17 protein-coding genes are annotated in these 23,128 nt (G+C 58.6%); 7 read left to right on the top strand and 10 right to left on the bottom strand.

What is annotated here, in order from left to right; genetic code table 11:
- The 3 genes from Q1K07_RS06340 to Q1K07_RS06350 form a co-directional block, all read left to right on the top strand.
- A partial coding sequence (locus tag Q1K07_RS06340; RefSeq protein WP_300309269.1) for a hypothetical protein occupies positions 1–868 on the top strand: 868 nt, incomplete at its 5' end.
- 6 nt (positions 869–874) lie between these two features.
- Positions 875–1,348: a hypothetical protein gene (locus Q1K07_RS06345; RefSeq protein ID WP_300309270.1), complete on the top strand. Its 474-nt coding sequence runs from the start codon at positions 875–877 to the stop codon at positions 1,346–1,348.
- 858 nt (positions 1,349–2,206) lie between these two features.
- Positions 2,207–2,950 carry a carbonic anhydrase gene (locus Q1K07_RS06350; protein WP_300309271.1) on the top strand — a complete coding sequence of 248 codons (744 nt, stop codon included), beginning with the start codon at positions 2,207–2,209 and terminating at the stop codon, positions 2,948–2,950.
- Positions 2,951–3,183: 233 nt separating this feature from the next.
- On the opposite strand, the gene guaD is transcribed toward Q1K07_RS06350, so the two are convergent.
- From guaD to xdhA, 4 genes are all read right to left on the bottom strand, one after another.
- Positions 3,184–4,479: a guanine deaminase gene (guaD, locus tag Q1K07_RS06355; RefSeq protein WP_300309533.1), complete on the bottom strand. Its 1,296-nt coding sequence runs from the start codon at positions 4,477–4,479 to the stop codon at positions 3,184–3,186.
- Between the two features lie 167 nt (positions 4,480–4,646).
- Positions 4,647–5,564 (bottom strand): xanthine dehydrogenase accessory protein XdhC, encoded by a 918-nt coding sequence (gene xdhC, locus Q1K07_RS06360; RefSeq protein ID WP_300309272.1) that lies wholly within the window; start codon positions 5,562–5,564, stop codon positions 4,647–4,649.
- Entirely contained in the window at positions 5,554–7,986 is a 2,433-nt protein-coding gene (gene xdhB, locus Q1K07_RS06365; RefSeq protein WP_300309273.1) for a xanthine dehydrogenase molybdopterin binding subunit, read from the bottom strand. The genes xdhC and xdhB overlap by 11 nt, the downstream gene beginning before the upstream one ends.
- Positions 7,970–9,460: a xanthine dehydrogenase small subunit gene (xdhA, locus tag Q1K07_RS06370; protein WP_300309534.1), complete on the bottom strand. Its 1,491-nt coding sequence runs from the start codon at positions 9,458–9,460 to the stop codon at positions 7,970–7,972. Before xdhA ends, xdhB begins: the two co-directional genes overlap by 17 nt.
- Before the next feature lie 219 nt (positions 9,461–9,679).
- Between xdhA and Q1K07_RS06375 the strand changes: the two genes are divergently transcribed.
- Entirely contained in the window at positions 9,680–10,363 is a 684-nt protein-coding gene (locus Q1K07_RS06375) for a TetR/AcrR family transcriptional regulator (protein WP_300309274.1), read from the top strand.
- A 21-nt stretch (positions 10,364–10,384) separates the two neighbouring features.
- Here the strand turns inward: Q1K07_RS06375 and Q1K07_RS06380 are convergent, their stop codons facing one another.
- Positions 10,385–11,758: an NCS2 family permease gene (locus tag Q1K07_RS06380; RefSeq protein ID WP_300309275.1), complete on the bottom strand. Its 1,374-nt coding sequence runs from the start codon at positions 11,756–11,758 to the stop codon at positions 10,385–10,387.
- Between the two features lie 176 nt (positions 11,759–11,934).
- On the opposite strand from Q1K07_RS06380, the gene hrpB reads away from it, so the two are divergent.
- From hrpB to Q1K07_RS06395, 3 genes are all read left to right on the top strand, one after another.
- On the top strand, positions 11,935–14,445 hold the full coding sequence (gene hrpB, locus Q1K07_RS06385) for an ATP-dependent helicase HrpB (protein ID WP_300309276.1): 2,511 nt from the start codon (positions 11,935–11,937) through the stop codon (positions 14,443–14,445).
- Positions 14,446–14,538: 93 nt separating this feature from the next.
- Positions 14,539–15,447 carry a glutaminase gene (locus tag Q1K07_RS06390; protein ID WP_300309277.1) on the top strand — a complete coding sequence of 303 codons (909 nt, stop codon included), beginning with the start codon at positions 14,539–14,541 and terminating at the stop codon, positions 15,445–15,447.
- A gap of 23 nt (positions 15,448–15,470) precedes the next feature.
- Complete coding sequence (locus Q1K07_RS06395; RefSeq protein WP_300309278.1) at positions 15,471–15,956, top strand: YchJ family protein; 486 nt, start codon at positions 15,471–15,473, stop codon at positions 15,954–15,956.
- A 56-nt stretch (positions 15,957–16,012) separates the two neighbouring features.
- On the opposite strand, the gene Q1K07_RS06400 is transcribed toward Q1K07_RS06395, so the two are convergent.
- From Q1K07_RS06400 to hutI, 5 genes are all read right to left on the bottom strand, one after another.
- A complete protein-coding gene (locus Q1K07_RS06400; RefSeq protein ID WP_300309279.1) occupies positions 16,013–17,359 on the bottom strand; it encodes a Na+/H+ antiporter NhaC family protein in 1,347 nt (448 codons plus the stop codon).
- 162 nt (positions 17,360–17,521) lie between these two features.
- A complete protein-coding gene (gene hutH / locus Q1K07_RS06405) occupies positions 17,522–19,054 on the bottom strand; it encodes a histidine ammonia-lyase (RefSeq protein WP_300309280.1) in 1,533 nt (510 codons plus the stop codon).
- 64 nt (positions 19,055–19,118) lie between these two features.
- Complete coding sequence (gene hutU / locus Q1K07_RS06410; protein ID WP_300309281.1) at positions 19,119–20,855, bottom strand: urocanate hydratase; 1,737 nt, start codon at positions 20,853–20,855, stop codon at positions 19,119–19,121.
- 14 nt (positions 20,856–20,869) lie between these two features.
- The gene (gene hutG / locus Q1K07_RS06415) at positions 20,870–21,847 is read right to left on the bottom strand and encodes a formimidoylglutamase (protein ID WP_300309282.1); all 978 of its coding nucleotides are present in this window, start codon (positions 21,845–21,847) and stop codon (positions 20,870–20,872) included.
- Positions 21,840–23,072, bottom strand: coding sequence for an imidazolonepropionase (gene hutI / locus Q1K07_RS06420; RefSeq protein ID WP_300309283.1), 1,233 nt, complete (start codon positions 23,070–23,072; stop codon positions 21,840–21,842). The genes hutG and hutI overlap by 8 nt, the downstream gene beginning before the upstream one ends.
- Between the last annotated feature and the right edge of the window lie 56 nt (positions 23,073–23,128).

A 23,128-nucleotide genomic window follows, 5' to 3' on the forward strand; every position in this document is an offset into this window, starting at 1 on the left:
TGGCGTGGAAGGGGCCGCCGGGGCGGTGGCCTCCACACAGGTCGCGCCCGCGGTGATGGATGCGTTACACAACAGCGGCTTACCGCAGGATGTGCAAACGGCGATTGCCGCACTGGCGGCAGCGGGAGCCGGTGGTGTCATCGGGGGAGCCCAAGGGGCGGGAGCGGCGTATAACGAAGCCGAGAATAACTACCAAGGCTTTGTGCGTTTCGCTGCACAGATCTGCTCCCGCACCCCAGCTTGCGCAGCGCTGGCGGTTGGGGAAGGCGCCAAGACCCCGATCGGTGGGCTCGTTGCCGCGACCCTGCTGATCGACGCATGGAACAAGGAAAACAACCGTACCGAAACCCCGGCCAACCCGAATCAACTGCCCGGCATCCCCGGCTATCCCGCCGATACCGACACCCAGACCGCGAACACCGAATATCCCGCGGACTACGACATCGATCGTCCGGGGCGTTACGAGACACCTGCTGTAGAGGGACAGACCGACCAGACCAGCGCGGGAGGTTATCAGCCCACCGGGACGGACCTGATTGGTGGAGCGGTGTATAGTGAGGGTAAAAATAATGTGCCAATCGATACGGTGCTGACATCTGCTCAAGCTCCTTATAAAGGAAGCACCGTAATAGGGCATGCATTGTCTAAGCACGCTGGCAGGAATCCTGCAATCTGGGGTAGCACGACAGGAGCCATGAGTACATGGAATGATCAAGCGATAAAACATTTAGACGATATCGTTAATGCTCCTGGAGAGTTCGAGAGGATAACGAATGATAGAGGAGTTTCTTTCTTAGAGAAGCGTCTCCCAGATGGAAGAGGCGCGCGGCTAAATCTAGATGGTACTTTCAAAGGATTTATTGACTGATAGCTTATGAGCGATATATATGAAGTGGTTATTCAAGGAGTCTTAGAAGATGACTTGTTTACTCTTTTAAAGATCCTGGAGAGTGACGCCAAGATGGTATCTGGTGTCAGTGTTTCAGAGGATGTTGATTTATCAAAAGGGAAAACATGTATAGACAAAAGCCTTGTTGGCATGATTGTTGCGTATGATGGAAGTATATGTGTTAGTGAAAAAATATACGGATTTAATATTTTAGAATTAATCGAGCTTCAGGAGGTGTTTGTTAGAGTTTTAAAATATGAAGACTATTTTGATGTAGAATTAAGCTTCTCTGACTCCAATGAAATAGACATAGCGAATGTGATGCGGAATATACAGCAGTATATTATAGGTCTTTCTAAAAATATTACTTTTGAAGAGTTTTATGGTGGTATGGAACCGGCTGCTGATTTTGAAACCAGATATTTTACTAATAAAACTTTAGGGCCTCTTGGTTTGTGATGGTGTCTGTTGTTGTCCCGTCCACAGTGTCCACGCTAGCAGGCTAACGATTTTTTGATAAAAACCGCCTCATTTTCTCCCGAAGCTTTGCTGAAACCTCCTTCGCTGAATGAATAGTGTGGGAGGTTTTCTATTTTCACAGCTAAAGATTGATGTCCCGTCCACGGGTGTCCAGATGAGCAGGCTAACGAATTTTTAATAAAAACCGCGTCATTTTCTCTTGAAGCTTTGCTGAAACCTCCTTCGCTGCATTGCCGGCGAAGGAGGTTTGTCTATGTGTATGGTTGAACCTTGATCAAATTATGCAATTTTCTTTCTGTCTCACATCCTGCATGCATATCAGCCGTGGACAGTGACGACCTGTCTTTTCCTTCACTTCTTGAATATCTTTGGCGCTGGTTATGGCGGAAACCACCAGCCGTTGATCCTGTTGTTCCAGATCGATATTCATTGCGGTGCATGGGTGGATTTAGCTCTGCCTTCCCACACTTCTGCTGGCGTAAACCCACCAAGATGTTGATGGGGCCTGACGTGGTTATATCAGTCACGAAGCTGGCTCATCTTTAGCGGCAATGGCTATCACTGACAAGCACTGAGACTGACTCATTTCTATGCAGGGTCAAGCAAGAGAATTGCGGTGCCTGTCGATCTATTGCTGTGATAGGTCATGGCAGTCATCACGCTTCATGGCTGTCAGATGATGAATGCTGGGTAGCTGAGTTGAGTCAATAAGGCTGATCCATCGCTTCGTATAATGCAGCTCTATGGATTAGCGCTTGCTGATACTTTCATGACAATTGTGCTGTCCACGCTCGGTTATCTGATCATGAGTGATTAGTGATTAAGGAGAAGTGGCTGATGTCGCATTTCAAGAAGTTGGCAATCGCTGCCGCGCTTTCTGTGGCATTTGGTACTGCTGCGGTGGCAAGTGAAGTCAAGTGGAGTTATGAAGGGGAGACAGGGCCGGAACATTGGGCGAGTCTGCATGAAAATTTCGCGTCCTGTGCCGGTGACCAGCAGTCACCGATTGATATCCAGCCGTCTTCCGTCGTAGATGCAGAACTGCTTCCGCTTGAGATCAACTGGAACGAAAGCGTCGATCTTCATGTCGCTAACACGGGGCACGGAGTTCAGGACAATGGTGCTGATTTTGGCACTGCCACGATCAATGGGAAGCCATACACGCTCAAGCAATTTCATTTTCACCATCCCTCCGAGCACACGATCGACGGCAAACATTTCCCGGCTGAGGCTCATTTCGTGCATCAGGCCAGCGATGGTTCACTCGCGGTCATAGCGGTTCTCCTTGAGGGAGGGGGTGAAAACACGGTTTTCAGTGACAGCCTGAGCAATGTCACTGATACCGTGGGAGAGGATGTGATGCTAGGTAATGAAGATCCACGTGATCTGCTGCCAGATGATCTTTCTTTCTATACCTACCGTGGCTCCCTGACGACACCGCCATGCTCGGAAATCGTCGATTGGGTCATCATCAAGACCCCAATGGAGGTCTCCGATAAGAACATCGAAGCATTCGCCAAACTCTATAGCAACGACGCACGTCCGACACAGAATCTCGGTCGGTGCTACGTGCTGCAGTAAGGCTGGTTACTTTGTCAGCAGGCAGCTCTCTGCTGACAAAGACTGAAGAGGTGAGTCGTCGTTGGCGAATCTGCCCTGAATAAAAAAATGCGGCCATAAAGGCCGCGAAGTATCTCCCCTAAAACTTTCTATCATCTCTCTTTACATCCTCTTTAAATCCTCTTTAAGCTCTCTTTTAACTTTCTTTAAATTTATCTCCTTAAAGACTTTCGTGCCTCTTTTCTCTTTGTCGCCTAAGCGCTGCGGCGATGCTGAAGTCGTCCGCCAGCCCAGGTTTCGTAGATGGCACGGTCATCGCCGAGCATCATCAGGGTGAACAGTTCCTCGGCCAGGGTCTGACAGCGGGACATGCGACGAGCCAGCAAGGGGGACGCGAACAGATCGATGACGACGAAATCCGCTTCCATGCCGGGGGCAAGACGACCGATACGATCATCCAGTGACAATGATTGCGCATTGCCCAGCGTCAAGGCATGGAAACCGGCCCAGGCGGTGAGCGGTTGGCCGCGTAATTGACCGACCTGATAACCGGCCTTGAGCGTGGCTAGTCCAGACAGGTCGGTACCAGCGCCGATATCGCTTGCCAGGGTCAGGTTCAAGCCAGTGTCTCGAGCTGCACGTCGGTCGAACAGCCCGCTGCCGAGAAACAGGTTGGAGCTGGGGCAGAAGGCGATGTTGGCACCACGTTCAGCCAGGCGTTGACGCATGCCGTCGTCCAGGTGAATGCCATGGGCAAAAGTACTGCGCGCCCCGACCAGGCCGGATTGTTCATAGACCTCGAGATAATCACGACTGTCCGGGAACAGCTCGGCTACCCAGTCTAACTCGCCGAGGTTTTCCGACAGGTGCGTCTGCAGCCACAGGCTCGAGTCGTTGCGCAGAAGGCCGCCGGCGGCATCGAGCTGAGTTCGGGTCGATGTGGGGGCAAAGCGTGGTGTCACGCTGTATCCAAGACGGTCGGTGCCGTGCCAATCGCTGATCAGGCGCTCGCTATCGCGAATACCGCCAAGGGTGTCATCGGTCAGGGTGTCCGGGGCATGGCGATCCATCAGCACCTTGCCGGCCAGCATGCATAGTCCGCGCCGTTGCGCCGCGGTAAAGAAGGCATCCACGGAGTTCGGGTGGCTGGAGCAGAATACCTGGGCGGTGGTGGTACCCACGCGCATCAGTTCATCGAGAAAGACATCGGCCATCTTCTCGGCATGAGCGAACTGTGCGAAACGGCACTCTTCCGGGAAAGTGTATTCGTTGAGCCAGTCCAGCAACTGGCGGCCATATGAGGCCATGATCTCGAGCTGGACGTAGTGCACATGGCTGTCGATGAAACCCGGCATCACCAGTTTGTCGCGTTGGTCGATGATGCTGATGTCTGCGGGCAGACGCGGTGCCAGTTCCGTATAGTCTCCCACGGCCTGAATGCGCCCGTTGGCCCACCACAGGGCGCCATCCTGGTGATAGACCACGCTGCCTTCCCGTGGCGAATCGGCGTCGCCAGGGTCGCTGTCGAAACTGAGGATGCGGGCTCGCATCAGCCAGTCGCGGCCAGTATCCAGGAATTCGTCCTGGGTGGGGGAGTGCGCCTGGTTCAGGCTTGGATCTGGGTTGCTCATGATAGGGCTCTTGAATCCTGTGGAAACAGTGCTGACTTATTCACTATTGCCTTGTCTAAATTGCCTTGTCGAAATCATCGGCAGTCTCAACCAAACAGACTGCGGACCTTGTCGCTGGGAATACCGCGCTGTTGTAGCTCTTTGCGAGCCTCTCCGCGGGCGTTTCTGCTATTTCCATCACCGCCACGCTTGTCATCGGAGTCCGGAGTGTTTCTGCCCGAGCGGCTCGTGCCAGCAGCGCTGATGGGAAGCAGTTCCGCCAGGGCGGACAGGGCGACAGCATAGGGGCGCTTGTCGCCGCCGGAGTCGCCTATCGGACAACGCACTCGGGCAATATCTGCATCCCTGTGGCCTGCTGCGAGCAAACGACGACGGAAGCTTGCCCACTTGCTTTTCGAGCCGATCAGACCGATCGAGCCGATGTCGCTGCGTTTCAGCAGAGCATCGATCAGGGCGAAGTCTTCGGCATGATCATGGGTCAGCACCAGCACATGACTGCCAACAGCCAGGCTGTTGACGGCCTGTTCGGGGGCATCGAGAGGGTGACGATATTGACGTGAAGGGGGCGTTTCCAGGTCATCGAAGGCGTTGTCGCGGCTGTCGAACCAGTCCAGGCGCCACTCCAGTGGCGCTGTCAGTTCGGCCAGCGCACGACCCACATGCCCCGCGCCGAATATCGCGACACGCACCTCGACGCCGGGATAGGTCTCGAGGATGACGTTGACGAAACCGCCGCAGCACTGGCCACTGCGACCGCCCAGGGAGAAAGCTTCCAACTGCATGCCAGTGTCGCCTTCACTGAGATTCTTGCGAGCCGCAGCGATGACCTGCCATTCAAAGGTACCGCCACCGAGGGTGTCGTAGACGGCATCTTCGGTGATGACCATGCGCGCTCCCGGCTCACGGGGCGTGGAACCCAGGCTGGTGACCTGGGTGGCAAGCACGTGGGGTTGGCCCTGGCGTTGTAGCCGGGCCAGAGCCTCATACCAGCGTTCAGTGGCCATTGCCCCTTCCTCCATTGGCCGCTTCCAGCATCATGCGACGGGCACTGTCCGCCGCTGCCATGACACGTTCGGGAGTGGCGGGAGTATCCAGGCGTACCGCCTGGCTGTAACCGGTCAGGCTGGACAGCGCATCGCGCAGGGCGGCCCACACGGAGATGCCCAGCATGAAGGGCGGTTCACCCACTGCCTTGGAACGATAGATGCTGGCCATGGAGTTGGGGTGGCCTTCCAGCAACTGGACGTTGAAGGTCTGGGGAAGATCGCCATAGGTAGGAATCTTGTAGGTGGCAGGGCCATGGGAAATCAGTTGCCCGCGTTCGTTCCACTTGAGCTCTTCGCTGGTCAACCAGCCCATGCCCTGAATGAAACCTCCCTCTACCTGACCAATATCGATAGCAGGATTGAGTGAATCCCCTACATCGTGAAGGATATCGACGCGATCCACCTGATACTCGCCGGTCAGGGTGTCTACGGATACCTCGGATACTGCTGCTCCGAAAGCAAAATAGTAGAACGGACGGCCGCTGCCGGTGTTGCGGTCGTAATGGATCAAGGGTGTCGCGTAGAAGCCTTTCTCTGACAGGGAAATGCGCGACAGATAGGCAGTCTGGACCAGTTCGCCCCAACTGATATGACGTTCGCTTTCTCCGATGCCGGCGATCAGGTAGCCATCTTCCAGGCGCATGGCTTCGCGGTCGAGATGGTAATGCTCTGCGGCGAAGTCAAACAGCCGGGTCTTGAGCTTGAGTGCGGCATCACGAGCGGCCTGTCCGTTAAGGTCGGCACCGCTGGAGGCGGCCGTGGGTGACGTGTTGGGCACCTTGTCAGTACGTGTCGCGGTAATACGCACTGCGGCAAGGTCCAGCCCCAGCTCACGTGCTACGACTTGGCAGATCTTGGTATGCAGGCCCTGGCCCATTTCGGTACCGCCATGGTTGATCATGACACTGCCGTCGGTATAGACGTGAAGCAGGGCACCGGCCTGGTTGAGGTGCTGGGCGGTAAAGGAAATCCCGAACTTCACTGGTGTCAGGGCCAGTCCTTTGCGAATCACCGGGCTTGAGGCATTGAATTCGCGGATGACTTGGCGGCGCTGCCAGTATTCGCTGGAGGACTCGAGCCTGTCGATCAGCTCATGCAGCAGAGCAACCTGATCGACGCTCTGTCCATAGTGCGTCACATTGCGACCCTGGCGATACAGGTTACGCTTGCGCACGGTAAGCGGATCTTCACCGACACGGCGGGCAATATCTTCCATGGCGGCTTCTATCACCATCATGCCCTGAGGGCCGCCGAAACCGCGATAAGCCGTATTGGAAGCGGTATTGGTGCGCGCACGATGCCCCGTGACACGCGCATCACCCAGAGAGTAGGCATTGTCCGAATGGAACATGGCGCGGTCGACGATGGCATCGGACAGGTCCGGTGAATAGCCGCAATCGCCGATCACGGTGATATCGCCGCCCTGAATCACGCCGCTGTTATCGATAGCCAGGCAATAGCGATTATGGAAGGGATGGCGTTTGCCCGTCACGCGCATGTCTTCACTACGTGGCAGCCTAAGGCGGCAGCTGCGTCCTGTGCGTCGTGCAATGATCGCGGCAATGCACGCCCAGGGCGATGCCTGGGTTTCCTTGCCGCCAAAGCCGCCCCCCATGCGCCGGGTTTCCACGGTGACTGCATGTAGCGGTACACCAAGCACTTCGGCCACCAGTTTCTGGGTTTCACTGGGGTGCTGGTTGGAGGTGTGAATCATCACCCCTTCATCTTCACTGGGGTGTACCACACAGGCCTGGCCTTCGAGATAAAAGTGTTCCTGGCCGCCGACGAACTGCTCTCCAGCGATGGTGATGGGCGCATCAGCCAGGGCCTTTTCCCAATCGCCGCTGACCTGCTGATGAGTCGGGCGCACAACGTCTCCCATCTCGGCCGCAGCTACCGGGTCGAGGTTGGCAGGCTGTTCATCGATCTCGATAACGGCTTTGAGGGCAGCCTGGCGCGCGGCGCGATAGCTATGGGCCGCGACGGCAAACATGACTTGGCCGGCGTACAGAACTTCTCCATCCGCCATGATCGGATCGCCAGGGAAGACAGGGCCGATATCCGTGTGCCCTGGCACATCGGCGACGGTGATGACATCGACGACCCCGGGTGCGCTGCGTACGGCATCGAGGTCTAGCCGGGTGATGCGACCATGGGCAACCGGCGACAAGCCCAGGGCAAGATGCAGGGCATTGGCTGGCGTGGCCAGGTCATCGATGTAAGCCGCACGCCCGGTGACATGCTTGATGGCACTTTCATGGCGTTCCGGCTTGCCGGAAAAGCCGCTGTTGTTGCTTGGCTTCTGCTGTGTTGGCTGCTGTTTCGCGTGTTGCTCGCGCGGCTGTGAGGTTTCCGGGGGAAGGTCAATGAGCGTACGCATGGAGCATCACCTCCTGAACGGCAGAAGTGGAAGATGAGTCGGTAGAGTTGGCCATCACCAGGCGCAGGCGCTCGAGCAGGGCCTGCGCAGAATGGGTGCGATAGTCGGCACTGCCACGTACATCGCTCATTGGAGAGAAATCCGTGGCCAGAGCCTGTCGTGCTGCTTGAAAGACTGCCGCTGACGGGGGCTGGCCCAGTAAAGCGGCTTCGGCACCCTTGGCGCGAGCCGGGATACCGGCCATGCCACCAAACGCCAGACGCACATCACTCAGGCAGCCATCCTGGATCTTCCATGAGAAGGCGCCGAGTACGGCGGAAATATCGTCTTCGCGGCGTTTGGAGAGCTTCCATACCTTGAGTTCGCGACCCTGCGTTGGGGCGGGAAGGAAAATCGCCGCCAGCACTTCGTCTGCCGCCAGTTGCGTCTTCTTGTAATCGAGGAAGAAGGCTTCTGCTGGTATCTCACGAGTGCCGTTGGCACCCGTCAGGCGCAACTGAGCATCCAGTGCCAGCAGTACGGGTGGGGTATCCCCGATAGGCGAAGCGTTGGCCACATTGCCGCCCAGGGTGCCGCGGTTGCGTACTTGGGCAGAGCCAAGACGGTGCAGCAGGTGGGCGAAGGTCGGGTATTCGCGTTCCAGCAGTGGTTCGAGGTCGGCGTAGGTCACGGCAGCGCCGACCCACCAACCAGGGCGTCCGGTCGAGTCTTCTCCGCTCTCGATGGCACACAGCTCCTTGACGCGTGTGACATCGATGATGGACGAGAAGTCGAGCAGTCGCTGGGTCGCTTCCAGCCACAGGTCGGTACCGCCAGCGACCAGGCGAGCATCTGGATAAGCACTGCGCAGTTCCACCAGCTCAGCCAGGCGAGTGGGCTGGAGGAAACGGTCGTTCACTTGATCGGTGTGAGCATCATCGCCGACGTTCACGGCCAATCGTTCCGCCAGGGAGGCATCTGCCAGCCATGCCGGCAGGTGGCCTTCGCTGTCGTTCATGCTCAGTGCAGCATCGCGAATCGGGCGGTAACCCGTACAGCGACACAGGTTGCCACCCAGGGCAGCTTCCAGGCGTTCAGGCGTCAGAGGGGAAGGGCGGGTACGCTGTTCCTCATGCAAGGTAAACAGCGACATCACGATGCCTGGCGTGCAGAAACCACACTGGCTGCCATGGCAATCGACCATGGCGACCTGCGCCGGGTGCAGATGCTCGCCTTCGGCCAGTCCTTCCACAGTGACCAGATGGCGGCCATGCAGTTGGTGGGCCGGCATGATGCAGGCATTGGCACTGCGATAGCGCAGTCCGCCAGTGCTGTCCGGCTCACCGATCGCAACGGTACAGGCGCCGCAGTCGCCGGAGGCACAACCTTCTTTGGTGCCGATCATGCCGAGCTGCTCTCGAAGCAGCTCCAAGACGCTGAGGTGGGCATCCGCTGCAAGGCGTTGCGGTTGCCCATTGAGGTAGAACTCAATCATGGCAGGGTCCTGACTGATAGTTGTCATTATGGTATCTCTGACTCAATAGTTGACCATTCGGTCAGATTCTTCAAGTGCAAGTTGGAAATTTTTTCTACTGATTTCATCGGACCTCCGCTTCTGCAACCTGTGGCGAATTGTCAGCAGGCGGGTGTATCAGGCACTCTTCTCTTTCTTCCTTCTCTTTCTTCTTAGATAAACGGATAACGAGTGAGTGCCATGGCGAAAGCGTCACAGGTCGGTTCCACCACGCTAGATAGGGATAATGGACAGGAAGCGGGCGGTGCCATTCGTCAGCGTAATGAGCGCGAGATACTCGAAGCTGCCGAGCGGGTGTTCGCCCGGCACGGCTATCGCGGTGCCAGCCTGCAGGCGATCGCGGAAGAAGCCGGATTGCCCAAGTCCAACGTGCTTTATTACATGGGCAGCAAGAAGGCGCTCTATGTGCGCTTGCTCGAAGGTGTGATGGAACGCTGGAACATCATGCTGGATGACATCAGTGAAGATGATGATCCTGCGGAGGTACTCAGTGCCTTCATCCGTTCCAAGATGGAAATGTCACGACTCTATCCCCAGGCATCGCGGCTTTTTGCTTCCGAGATTCTCCAGGGCGCGCCTTTCCTGCAGGATTTCCTGCGGGGTGAGCTGCGCGAATGGGTCGAAAGCCGTGCCAAGGTCTTTCGGGGCTGGGCCGAGCGGGGCTTGATGGACCCGGTCGACCCGGTGTCACTGATTTTTCTCATCTGGTCGGCAACTCAGCATTACGCGGATTTCGAAGCCCAGGTGCTGGGTATCACCGGCCGTGATGCACTCGAAGATGATGACATTGAGCGCATCACGGCCTTTCTCACCCAGATCGTGCTCAAGGGCTGCGGTGTCGAGACGGCTGGACTGCGTTTGTAGTCCAGCTGCTTCGTCTCTGCCTTATTGTGCAGTGACCAGCATCACCAGGGCCAATACTGCCGAGACCCACATGGCGGGCTTGATGTCCGCGAGCTTGCCAGTGGCCACCTTGATCAACACGAAGCTCATGAAGCCGAAGGCGATGCCGAGCGTGATGGAGTAGGTCAGTGGCATCAGAATGATGGCCAGGAAAGCGGGAAAGGCATCTTCGAATCGGTTCCAGTCGATCTTGGCAATCGGCGCCATCATGAACAGACCGACCAGCACCAGGGCTGGCGCCGTGGCGATACTGGGTACCAGGGACAGCAAGGGCGACAGGAACAGGAAGGGCAGGAACAAGAAGGCAATCGTCACGGCAGTCAGGCCGGTTCTGCCGCCCTGGGCCACGCCGGCACCCGACTCGATAAAGGTCTGGGCAGCGCTGGTTCCCAAGGGGGCTGCGATCATGGAAGCAAAGGCATCCACGGTCATGGAACGCTTGAGATTGCGTGGATTGCCATTGGCGTCCTTGAGGTCAGCCGATTCTGCCAGGGCCATGAAACAGGACAGCGAATCGAAGAAGTTGGTGAACAGCATGACAAAGATGAACGGCAGATAAGCCACCTTCAGCGCGCCGATGATGTCGACCTTCATTACGGCAGAGAAATCCGGCCAGGAGGCCAGGCCCTGCCAGGCGACCACAACTTCCTCTCCCCACAGTCGCCCCATGGGAGCGGCCAACAATGTCGTCACCGCAATGCCCAGGATCAGCGCACCATTGAAACCTCGAATTACCAGCACCGCAGTGACGATCAAACCAATGAAGAAAGTACCAAGGCTGATATCGATGTTGCCCAGTGTGACCAGAGTGGCGGGGCTGGCAACGATGAAACCGGCGTTCTTCAAGCCGATGAAGGTAATGAACAGGCCGATGCCGCAAGTGATGGCATAACGCAGCGAGGCTGGAATGGCATCGATGATGGCCTCTCGCACGTTGAACAATGCCAGTACCGCGAACAGCACGCCCGACCAGAATACACAGCCCAGAGCCACTTCCCAGGACAGTCCGGCACCGAGTACCAGGGTATAGGTAAACAGGGCATTCATGCCCATGCCCGGTGCGACCAGTATCGGGTTGCGGGCATATAGCCCCATGGCCAGGCTGCTGAAGAAGCTGATGACCACCGTGGCGGAGAGAGCGGCGGAAAAAGGAATCCCTGCATCGGATAGAATGGCGGGGTTGACCACGATGATATACATCCCGGCCAGGAAGGTGGCGATGCCGGCCAGCAGTTCGGTTCTTAGAGAAGATCCACGGCGGCTGACATTGAAGTAACGGTCCAGCCAGTGGTGGGACGTGCGCGAGGCGTCCGCTGCGGAAGTCTCTTCCGCATACGATGTGGAGCTTTGTGTCATGGCAGTATTCTCTTGTATTTATTGGAAATTTATTTCAAAGATGCGGTTGTTGGCATGCGTCAGCCGGTCAGGGTCATCGCCATTGGCATGTCGAGGCCATCGTTGTAGAAAAACTGACCTATCGGTCAACTATGCTCAAGCGTAGACAAAAATCCATCATGAAGGCAACAAAAGTTGTGAGTGTTGTATACGAAAGTCCTGCTCTTCCCATTGATGACAAGCTTCCAGAATTGATCGAGGCACTGCAGGTTCGTCATCGTGCCTTGCTGGTCGCCGAGCCGGGGGCCGGCAAGACCACGCGGGTGCCATTGGCGCTGCTCGATACGATCTGGTGCCAAGGCAATGAGGGCAACGGCCGTCTATTGCTGCTGGAGCCCAGGCGCGTCGCCGCACGCTTGGCGGCGGGTTATATGGCGGCACAGCTTGGCGAGGCGGTGGGCGAGACGGTCGGCTACCGCATGCGCGGAGACAGCCGGGTTGGGGCGAAGACCCGTATCGAGGTCGTCACCCAAGGGGTGCTGGCGCGCATGCTGCAGGATGATCCCATGCTCGAAGGGGTCCAAGGTGTCATCTTCGATGAATTCCATGAGCGCAGCCTGGAGGCCGATCTAGGGCTGGCGCTGACGCTGGATGTGCAGCAGGGGTTGCGTGAAGATCTGCGTTTGCTGGTGATGTCGGCAACACTTGACGTGACGGCACTGCAAAGAGTGATGGGGAATGATATTGCCGTGGTGGAATGCCCCGGTCGGCAATATCCGGTTGAGACCCATTACCGGCCATTACCCGCGCGGACCGAATCTTGGCGACATCAGGCCCAGGTAGTTGTAGAGGCACTTGATCAAGTGCCGGGCGACGTGCTGGTGATCCTTCCCGGAGTGGCGGAGATCGAGAGACTGCGTTGTGAACTGGCTGAACGTCAGCCGAAGTTGGCTGTGTTGCCACTGCATGGGCGAATGCCTCTTGATGCCCAGCGCAAGGCGCTTCAGCCATTGGCCGACGGGCGTCGTCGAGTGGTGATTTCCACGGCCATCTGCGAGTCCAGTGTGACCGTCGATGGGGTGCGCTGCGTGATTGATGCGGGCCTGGAGCGGGTGCCGGTCTATCAGGCGCGAACCGGATTCAGTCGCCTGGAGACACGCAGAGTCAATCGTGCCAGTGCCGACCAGCGACGTGGTCGAGCAGGGCGCCAGGGAGCAGGTGTCTGCTATCGGCTCTGGGCCGAGGAACAGCCTTTGGTGCCTCATGGGGAACCTGAAATTCTGCAGGCAGACCTGGCCGATCTGGCCTTCGAGCTGGCACGCTGGGGTGTCAAGGATCCCTTGGCGCTGAGCTGGGTAACAGTCCCGGCAAGATCGGCCCTTCACGCCGGGCGTGCACTCTTGCAGCATCTTGGCTTGCTGGATGGTGAAGCGGGGCTGACGGCGTTGGGTCGTCAGGCGGCCCGCTGGCCCACTCATCCGCGTCTGGCGGCCATGCTGGAGGTCGCCAGTCTGCAGTCTCCCCAGAAACTGGCGACGGCGTGTGCCCTGGCCGCGTGGCTGGAGCATCGCGACAACAGTGGCAGCCGGGATCTGGAGGCAGGATTTGCTCAGCTGCTGGCCCAGCCGACGTCCTCGCCCCAGTGGTCAAGGGAAGCCCGACGCTTGGCCAACATGGGCGGCGTCTCGCTGGATCAAGCCAGGGTGACAGCATTGGGAGCGCTACTGCTGCTGGCGTATCCTGATCGTGTGGCGCAATGCGTCGAACCAGGACGTTTCCGGTTGGTCGGCGGTGGTCAGGCCACGATGCCTGTGGACCAGGCGTTGGCGCACGAGGCATTGATTATCGCGCTGGACACCGATGGGGATCCAAAGGCTGCCAGGCTGTATCGTGGGGTACGTTTGCCGCGCGAAGACCTCGAAGCACACTTCCCTGAAACCCAGCAATGGCAGGAGCGGCTCGAATGGTCGGATGATGAGGAGCGCCTCGTTGGCGAGCGCGTGCGTGGTGTGGGCTCGGTGGTACTTGAACGCCGTCCGCTGGCGGGGCCGCCGAGTGCAGAGGCTTGTCGCCAAGCGCTATTGAATGTCGTGCGTCAGCGTGGACAGCTTCCACTGAATGAGAGCGCTGAGGCATTGCGGGCAAGGGTTGCTTTGCTGCGCAGTGAACATGACTCTGACTGGCCGGACCTTTCCGATGCCGCATTGATGGAGGATCTTGATGTATGGCTGGGGCCTCGGCTGGACGGATTGTCCCGCTTGTCTCAGGTGGAGGCTCTGCCATGGGAAACCTTGCTTCGAGAGCAGTTGTCTTGGCCACTGGCCGGGCGTCTGGATGAGCTGGCACCGACGCGTCTTCCGCTTCCCAGTGGTGACAGCGCTGCACTGCGTTATGTCAGGGATGGTGAGCTTGCGGATGGGCAAGGCGGCAGGGTGGTGCCAGTGCTGGCGGCCAAGCTGCAAACCCTGTTTGGTTGTTGCCAGACACCAAGAATTGTCGAGGGCCGGGTACCCGTGAGGCTGGAGCTATTGTCACCCGCCCAGCGCCCGCTGGCCGTGACCATGGATCTCGAGAGCTTCTGGCGCAATGTCTATCCGCAAGTGCGCAAGGAAATGCGTGGTCGCTATCCCAAGCATCCCTGGCCGGAGGATCCTTTTAGTGCACCGGCAACACGACATACCAAACGCGCTCTGAACCGTGGGAGCTAAATGGCCTGGGTGGTTGACAGTTGACAGCCTGGGGGCGACCATCGCGATCCTTTTTTCACTTCTTTTCCATTACCTTCGCCACGGACTCAGGCCATGCTGCAAGCCCTGCTGGAAACCCTTGATCGCGATGCACGGCAACGTAACGACTGGGGACAGGTCGCCAGTTATATTCCTGAACTGGCCAGCATCGACCCTGCTCAGTTTGCCATCAGCGTGTGTACAGTGGATGGTCAGGAATACCACGCGGGCGATGTGCAGGTGCCGTTCTCGATCCAGAGTGTCTCCAAGGTATTCACGTTGGCGCTGGCCCTTGGGCGGTTGGGCGGTCGATTGTGGGAGCGTGTCGGGCGAGAGCCTTCGGGGCGGGCCTTCAACTCCATCGTTCAGCTGGAAAGAGAGCAAGGCATTCCCCGCAACCCCTTTATCAACGCCGGAGCCATCGTGACCACCGACGCTGTGCTGGGCCAGCGTGCACCGCGCGAGACGCTGGGAGAAATTCTCAGTTTCCTGCGTGAAGCAGCAGATGATAGTGACATCCACATCAATGAATATGTGGCGCGCTCTGAACAACGCACTGGCGATCGCAACTATGCCCTGGCCCACTTCCTGCGTTCCTGCGGCAATCTCAACAATGATTGCGATCGTGCACTGGGGACGTACTTTCACCATTGCGCCATCGAGATGACCACCGTTCAACTGGCCCGCGCGGCACGCTTCCTGTGCGGTGGTTTCCGTGGGCATCGCATGATCGGCATCGAGAGAGTGCGTTCCATCAATGCCCTGATGATGACCTGTGGTCACTACGATGGCTCCGGTGAGTTCGCCTATCGTGTCGGTTTTCCCGGCAAGAGTGGTGTCGGCGGGGGCATCATGGCAGTGGTACCCAATGTCGCCTCTGTTGCCGTGTGGTCACCGGGCCTCGACCAGTTTGGTAACTCCAAGCAAGGTACCAAGGCGCTCGAGAGCCTTTCCAAGGCGACTGGCTGGTCGGTCTTTGCTTGAATGTGGCCTAAGGAGTGATTGCCATGACACCTGTAATGCCATGCCCCTGCGGCAGCGGTGAGTCACTGGCCGAGTGCTGTGGTGCCATTCATCAGGGGCAACCGGCTGCAAGTCCGCAGGCGCTGATGCGCTCTCGCTTCAGTGCCTTTGCCCTGGGGCTGCATGATTACCTGGTCCATTCCTGGCATCCTGATACCTGCCCTGCGTCACTTGATCTGGAGCAGGACACCACGCGTTGGGTGTGCCTCGACATCCTGGACCACGGAGAAAGCTCCGACGAAGGGAAGAGTGGGAATGAAGGCTGGGTGCATTTCCGTGCCACTTTCCAGGAAGGCCCGCCCGGGCGGCGGCGCTGGGGCGTGCTTGAAGAGCGCTCGCGCTTTGTGCGTTTCGAGGGGCGCTGGGTCTATGTGGAGGGTGAGCCGAATGTGACCAGGCTCAAGCCGGGGCGTAATGATGCCTGCCCATGTGGCAGTGGGAAGAAGTTCAAGTCCTGCTGTGGGCGTTGAGGTTGTTCGAGGCCTGCCTGAAAGGGAATTTCAGGCAGGCCTCGACGTTGTGATGACTACAGGATGGTGGCAGCCAGCCATCCGGCAGCAATCAACGGCAAGTTGAAATGCAGGAAAGTGGGAACCACGGTATCCCAGATATGGTCATGTTGGCTGTCGGCGTTCAGGCCGGCAGTGGGGCCCAGGGTCGAATCGGAAGCCGGTGACCCGGCATCACCCAAGGCGGCGGCAGTGCCGATCAGTGCCACGGTGGCCATCGGCGAGAAGCCGAAGGTGTGGCACATCGGTACATAAATGGCGGCAATGATGGGAATGGTCGAGAACGACGAGCCAATGCCCATGGTAATGAACAGTCCGACCAGCAGCATGACCAGTGCTGCGAGTGACTTGTTGTCACCGATCAGCGCGACGGAGCCTTCGACCAGGGTGGGGATCTCGCCGGTCGCCTTCATCACCCCCGCGAAACCGGCCGCAGCGATCATGATGAACCCGACCATGGCCATCAAACGCATGCCCTGGGTGAAGACGCTGTCCTGTTCATTCCAGTTGATGATGCCGCTGAAAGAGAGCAGGGCAAACCCGGCCAGCCCGCCGAAGATCATCGAGCCGCTCCACAGCTGAACCACCAGTGCCAGCACCAATGCCAGGACGATCATGCCCAGTTGCCAGCCCTTGAGCCCCGCAGCGTTGTGCTCGCTCTTCTGGAAGCCATCAATGGGCAGATCCTGGTACTGGCGTTTGCGCCGGTAGCTGACGAAAACAGCCAGCAGCAGCCCCAGCAGCATGCCGACAGCCGGCAGGATCATGGCCTTGGGCAGCATCCCGCGAGTGACCTCCAGGCCCACATCAGCGCCAGAGGCGTTGATGTTTCCCATCAGGATATCGTTGAGGAAGATGGTGCCAAAACCGATGGGCATGGACATGTACATCACGGTGATGCTGAACGTGATGGCGCAGGCCACGGCACGGCGGTCCAGTTGCAAATGATTCATGACCAGCAGCAATGGCGGCACCAGGATCGGGATAAAGGCGATATGCACTGGAATGATGGTTTCGGCGGCAAAGCCGGCCAGGATCAGGGTGCCGAACAGTCCCAAGGTCACCATTCTGGCATGGGATTGCGTATGCTGGCCTCCTTCGAAGCTGGCGATGACCTTCATGGAAAGGCGTTGCGTGATGCCGGATCGGGACAGCATCACGGCAAAGGCGCCCAATGTTGCATAGGCCAGGGCCACGGGCGCTCCGCCGCCGAGTCCGTCATTGAAGGCATTGACGATTTCATCGGCGGGAAGACCGGCGTAGAGGCCACCCACGATGGAAGCGGCAATCAGGGCGAAGACCACGGAAACGCGAGCAAGGCTCAGCCCAACCATCACCAGGATGGCGAGAACGATGGCATTCATCTGAGAGGAGTCCTTCTTGCTTGTTGGCTTTATTGTGTCTGAATACAGGACAGCCCCGCCGATGACAGTGACGGGGCTGTGAGTGCAACGGGCTATCGCCTTTGATGAGGGGATAACCCTTGATCAGCGTATAGCCTTTGAGTCATGACCTTGGAATGCAGGTCATTGGCTCGGCAAAGTGCCATCAGGAATGAACGGATTCAGAATGCGCGAGGAAAGCAGCGCGCTTGCCGCATCGATATCCGGCGCGAAGAAGCGATCCTCTTCGTAGTGCGACACTTTCTCTCGCAGGAGGCCGCGAGCCTGCTCCAGTGTATCGCTGGTCTTCAGGCCATTGCGCATATCCAGCCCCTGGCAGGCGGCGAGCCACTCGATCGCCAGGATGCCACGTACATTGGTTGCCATCTCCCACAAACGTCGTCCGGCAGCGGGTGCCATGGAGACATGGTCTTCCTGGTTGGCCGAAGTTGGCAGGCTGTCGACGCTATGCGGGTGTGCGAGCGCCTTGTTCTCACTGGCCAGGGCGGCTGCCGTGACCTGGGCAATCATGAAGCCAGAATTGACACCGCCTTTTTCGACCAGGAACGGCGGTAACTGCGACATGTGCTTGTCCATCATCAGCGAAATGCGCCGCTCGGAAAGCGAACCGATCTCGGCGATGGCCAGAGCAAGGTTGTCCGCCGCCATGGCGACAGGCTCTGCATGAAAGTTGCCGCCGGAAATGATGTCATCGTCCTCGGCGAACACCAGCGGATTGTCGGAGACGGCGTTGAGCTCAATGGCCAGTACCTCGGCAGCCTGGCGCAACTGAGTCAGTACTGCCCCCATGACCTGGGGCTGGCAACGCAGGGAATAGGGGTCCTGTACCTTGTCGCAATTGGCATGAGAGTCACTGATCTCGCTGCTCGCTCCAAGCAGGTGGCGATAGGTCGTTGCAGCGTCGATCTGGCCGCGCTGGCCACGTGCCTCATGGATACGAGCATCGAAGGGTGAACGAGAACCCAGCGTGGCCTCGACGGTCAATGCTCCGCAAACGCTGGCCCCGGCAAACAGGTCTTCAGCGTCGAATAATCCCTTGAGGGCATAAGCCGTAGAAACCTGAGTGCCATTGAGCAGCGCCAGACCTTCCTTGGGTGCCAGGCGCATGGGCTCGAGCCCCGCCACTTTCAGGGCTTCACTGGCGGGTAGCCACTCGCCGCGGAACCTGGCCTTGCCTTCGCCCAGCAGTACCACGCTCATATGGGCCAGGGGGGCCAGGTCACCGGAGGCGCCCACCGATCCCTTGAGCGGGATATGTGGATAGACTTCGGCATTGATCAGTGCCATCAGCGCATCGAGCACCTCGCGGCGAATGCCGGAAAAGCCCCGGGCCAGGCTATTGACCTTGAGCACCATGATCAGGCGCACCAGAGCATCGTCCATGGGCTCACCGACACCCGTGGAGTGAGACAGCACCAGCGAACGCTGCAGGTCTTCCAGTTCCTCGTTGGCGATGCGGGTCTGGGCCAGCAGGCCGAAGCCAGTATTGATGCCGTAAACCGTGCGGTTCTCTGCCACCACCCGGTTGACGCAGTCCACGGCACGCTGAATCGCGGCATTGGCGCTGTCTGGCAAGCTCACCTGTGCAGTGCTTTGGTAGACCTGGCGCGCTTGCGCCAGGGTCATCTTGCCAGGTTGAATTTCGATGTGAGTCATCAGGGGAATCCTGTTCGGGATACTGTTCTTATAAGTATTGTTATCACTGTCGATATATCCGTCGTTACTCGCTGTCGAGCATCGGCAGGTCGAGACCGTTTTCGCGTGCACAACGCTTGGCGATGTCGTAACCGGCATCGGCATGGCGCATGACGCCACTGGCCGGGTCATTGCGCAGCACGCGGCCGAGCCGTGCGTGAGCGTCGTCGCTGCCATCGGCGACAATGACGACACCGGCATGCTGGGAGAAGCCCATGCCCACGCCACCACCATGGTGCAGGGAAACCCAGGTGGCACCGCCGGCTGTATTGGCCAGGGCGTTGAGCAGCGGCCAGTCGGAGACGGCATCGCTGCCATCCATCATGGCCTCGGTTTCACGGTTGGGGCTGGCGACGGAACCGGAGTCCAGGTGGTCGCGGCCGATGACGACGGGGGCCTTGAGTTCGCCATTCTTGACCATCTCGTTGAAGGCTTGGCCGAGACGTGCGCGATCCTTCAGGCCGACCCAGCAGATGCGTGCCGGCAGCCCCTGGAAACTGATGCGCTCGCGAGCCATGTCGAGCCAGTTGTGCAAGTGCTTGTCATCGGGAATCAGTTCCTTGACCTTGGCATCGGTCTTGTAGATGTCTTCCGGGTCACCGGACAGAGCCGCCCAGCGGAACGGACCAATGCCCTGGCAGAACAGCGGACGGATATAGGCGGGCACGAAGCCGGGGAAGTCGAAGGCATTGGCAACGCCTTCTTCCATGGCCATCTGACGGATATTGTTGCCGTAGTCGAAGGTAGGAACGCCCATCTGCTGGAAGTCGAGCATGGCTTTCACATGTACGGCCATGGACTGCTTGGCAGCCTTGACCACCGCTTCAGGTTCGCTCTTGCCACGGGCAACATATTCATCCCAGTTCCAGCCGGCCGGCAAGTAGCCATGCAGCGGATCGTGGGCGCTGGTCTGGTCAGTGACCATGTCCGGGCGTACGCCGCGTTTGACCAGTTCCGGCAATACATCGGCGGCATTGGCGCAAAGCCCGATGGAAATCGCCTTGCCTTCCTGAGTGTAGCGTTCGATGCGTGCCAGGGCGTCGTCCAGATCGTCGGCCTGCTCATCGAGGTAACGGGTGCGCAGACGGAAGTCCAGGCGCGACTGCTGGCATTCGATGTTCAGTGAGCAGGCGCCTGCCAGGCTGGCGGCCAGGGGCTGGGCACCGCCCATGCCACCGAGGCCGGCGGTCAGGATCCAGCGACCGGTCAGGTTGCCGTCATAGTGCTGGCGACCGGCTTCGACGAAGGTTTCGTAGGTGCCTTGGACAATGCCCTGGGAACCGATGTAGATCCAGGAACCTGCGGTCATCTGGCCGTACATCATCAGGCCCTTGCGATCCAGTTCGTTGAAGTGTTCCCAGTTGGCCCAGGCCGGTACCAGGTTGGAGTTGGCGATCAGCACCCGGGGAGCATCCTTGTGCGTGGGGATAACGCCGACAGGCTTGCCAGACTGAACCAGTAGCGTCTGGTCATCTTCGAGACGCTTCAGGACTTCCACGATCTTGTCGAAGCACTTCCAGTCACGTGCAGCACGACCGATGCCACCGTAAACCACCAGTTCCTCAGGGCGTTCCGCCACATCTGGATGCAGGTTGTTCATCAGCATGCGCAGCGGGGCTTCAGTCAACCAGCTCTTGCAGGACAGCTCGGTTCCGATCGGGGCTTCGATATGACGTGTGGTATCGCAACGCTCGGTGATGACCGAGGCGGTGCTTGAGCTGGTGCTTGAAGTATCGGTGGTAGGTTCGGTGATCTGATTCATTGTTGTGGCTCCATTCAAAGGCTGGATCGAGTGAGTTGATGTATCAGGCGTGCGGCCAGGCGTGCAGTGCGTTGATCGATATCGTGCGAGGGATTGACCTCGGCGATATCGATGAGACGAAGCTTGCCGCTGGTGCGCAGGCATTCGAGGATTGGCTCGAGGTGAGACAGGACAACACCGCGTGCAGCGGGAGCACTGACTCCAGGAGCATCGCTGGCAGGAAAGACATCCATGTCGATGCTCAGGTAGACGTGGTCACAGCTGGCCACCAGGCGCTGTACATCGCGCTTGATGGCATGGATATGTTCGTCACGGAATTCATGGTCCTGGCGTACCAGCACCTTGAGGCGTTCGGCACGCTGGAACAGGGCTCGGGTATTGGCGGCCTGGCTGACGCCAAGGCAGGCATAGCGGAAAGGCCAGCGGCGCTGCGCGCAGTCTTCGGCAATCTGGGTAAAGGGTGTTCCGGATGAGCGGACATGACTTGGGTCGCGCAGGTCGAAATGGGCATCCAGATTGATGATGGCCACGGTCGGACGTCGATCGCGTTCTGCCAGGTGGTGGGAAAGTCCCAGCCAGCTGGCAAAGGCCATCTCATGGCCGCCTCCCAGGACGATGGGCAGGTGGCCTGCATCGAGAATGCGAGCAAGATGCTGGCCCATGGTGGCCTGGGCTCGCTCCATGTCATCGCCCTGGCAATGCACGTCACCACCGTCGTAGGCGGGTGCATCACGGTGCCAGGCCAGGGGTGCCAGTGCTCGACGAATGGCTGTTGGACCCTCGGCCGCTCCGGTGCGCCCTTGGTTGCGTGCCACACCGGCATCGCAGGCAAATCCTGTGATGACCACGCCTTTTTCGCTATCCGTGCCATATGCCTGGATACGCTGATGCCAGCGGTCGCTGTCAGGCTCCGGATCCACACGACCGTGCCACACTGTCATGTCGATGCCTGTCATATTGATGGTTGTCATGTCGATACCGCTGTCAGCCATGGGTCAGTTCTCCTTTCAGCACGCGCTGGCGCAGGCGTCCGGGCTGTATCGCATAGGCCAGTTCAGCAGGGCTATCGACATCCCATATGCACAAGTCTGCGAAGGCGCCAGGATGCAGGCGACCGATATCGGTGCGGCCCAATGCCAGGGCTGCGTTATAGGTCATTCCCGCCAGAGCCTCCTGAGGTGTCAGGCGGAACAAGGTGCAGGCAAGGTTGAGCATCAAGGTCGGAAAGACGATGGGAGAGGTGCCTGGATTGGCATCGGATGCCACTGCCATGGGCACGCCTGCGCTACGCATCTCCGCAATGGGCGGAAACTGGGTTTCACGCAATGTGTGGAAGGCTCCGGGCAGCAGAACCCCAACGGTACCGGCGGCTGCCATGGCCTCGATGCCGTTGTGGTCGAGATATTCGATGTGGTCGGCAGACAGTCCGCGGTAGCGTGCCGTCAGTTGGGATGCACCAGAAAGCGATAGCTGCTCGGCATGAGACTTGACCGGCAGGCCAAGCTCGCGAGCGGCAAGGAACACGCGTTCGCACTGTTCGAGGCTGAAGGCGATGTGCTCGCAGAACACGTCCACGGCATCCACCAGACCCTCCTTGCAGGCCGCAGGCAGGATCTCGTGGCATACCAGATCAATGTAGTCATCCGCGCGGTCAGCATACTCTGGTGGCAAGGCGTGGGCCGCCAGCAGTGTCGTGAAGACTCGCACCTTGAACTGCTCACCGAGGCGTCTGGCAACCCGCAGCATTTTCAGTTCATGCTCCACGCTGAGGCCATAGCCAGACTTGATCTCCACGCTGGTGATGCCGTCATCGATCATGGCCTGCAAGCGGGCTGCTGCCGTCTCGAACAGACTATCTTCACTCGCTTCCCGGGTGGCGTGAACAGTAGACAGGATGCCACCTCCGCGACGGGAGATGTCGGCATAGGACATCCCTTCCAGACGGCTTTCGAATTCGTTGGCCCGTTGGCCGCCATACACCAGGTGGGTATGGCAATCGATCAGTCCAGGGGTCATGACACCGCCGCGACCCATTTCGATGGCTTCCTCGGCGGCCTGAGCGTCGAGGTTCCTGTCATGGTCGTTTCCCGAGGGAAACAGGGCGGTGACACGCTCTCCTTCTACGACCACCGTCATGGGGGCTGGGTGTGTCTTGAGTCCGTCGAAGAGGATCACATCGCGCCATAGGCGACGTATGGGAGCGGTAGAGGAGGACATGATCAGCTCCTTGTTAATGTATATACATATATTCGTCCTCGAATATCACCGTCGTC

The sequence above is a fragment of the Halomonas sp. genome (genome assembly GCF_029263665.1).
GTDB lineage: Bacteria > Pseudomonadota > Gammaproteobacteria > Pseudomonadales > Halomonadaceae > Halomonas.

What these genes read in the sequence shown, in the direction of transcription:
- guaD (WP_300309533.1), bottom strand. Translation starts at nt 4,479, where the DNA reads ATGCGAGCCCGCATCCTCAGTTTCGACAGCGACCCTGGCGACGCCGAT.
- xdhB (WP_300309273.1), bottom strand. Translation starts at nt 7,986, where the DNA reads ATGCGTACGCTCATTGACCTTCCCCCGGAAACCTCACAGCCGCGCGAG.
- Q1K07_RS06390 (WP_300309277.1), top strand. Translation starts at nt 14,539, where the DNA reads ATGCTGCAAGCCCTGCTGGAAACCCTTGATCGCGATGCACGGCAACGT.
- Q1K07_RS06395 (WP_300309278.1), top strand. Translation starts at nt 15,471, where the DNA reads ATGACACCTGTAATGCCATGCCCCTGCGGCAGCGGTGAGTCACTGGCC.
- xdhA (WP_300309534.1), bottom strand. Translation starts at nt 9,460, where the DNA reads ATGATTGAGTTCTACCTCAATGGGCAACCGCAACGCCTTGCAGCGGAT.
- hutI (WP_300309283.1), bottom strand. Translation starts at nt 23,072, where the DNA reads ATGTCCTCCTCTACCGCTCCCATACGTCGCCTATGGCGCGATGTGATC.
- hutU (WP_300309281.1), bottom strand. Translation starts at nt 20,855, where the DNA reads ATGAATCAGATCACCGAACCTACCACCGATACTTCAAGCACCAGCTCA.
- Q1K07_RS06345 (WP_300309270.1), top strand. Translation starts at nt 875, where the DNA reads ATGAGCGATATATATGAAGTGGTTATTCAAGGAGTCTTAGAAGATGAC.
- hutG (WP_300309282.1), bottom strand. Translation starts at nt 21,847, where the DNA reads ATGGCTGACAGCGGTATCGACATGACAACCATCAATATGACAGGCATC.
- Q1K07_RS06375 (WP_300309274.1), top strand. Translation starts at nt 9,680, where the DNA reads ATGGCGAAAGCGTCACAGGTCGGTTCCACCACGCTAGATAGGGATAAT.
- Q1K07_RS06400 (WP_300309279.1), bottom strand. Translation starts at nt 17,359, where the DNA reads ATGAATGCCATCGTTCTCGCCATCCTGGTGATGGTTGGGCTGAGCCTT.
- hutH (WP_300309280.1), bottom strand. Translation starts at nt 19,054, where the DNA reads ATGACTCACATCGAAATTCAACCTGGCAAGATGACCCTGGCGCAAGCG.
- Q1K07_RS06380 (WP_300309275.1), bottom strand. Translation starts at nt 11,758, where the DNA reads ATGACACAAAGCTCCACATCGTATGCGGAAGAGACTTCCGCAGCGGAC.
- xdhC (WP_300309272.1), bottom strand. Translation starts at nt 5,564, where the DNA reads ATGGCCACTGAACGCTGGTATGAGGCTCTGGCCCGGCTACAACGCCAG.
- Q1K07_RS06350 (WP_300309271.1), top strand. Translation starts at nt 2,207, where the DNA reads ATGTCGCATTTCAAGAAGTTGGCAATCGCTGCCGCGCTTTCTGTGGCA.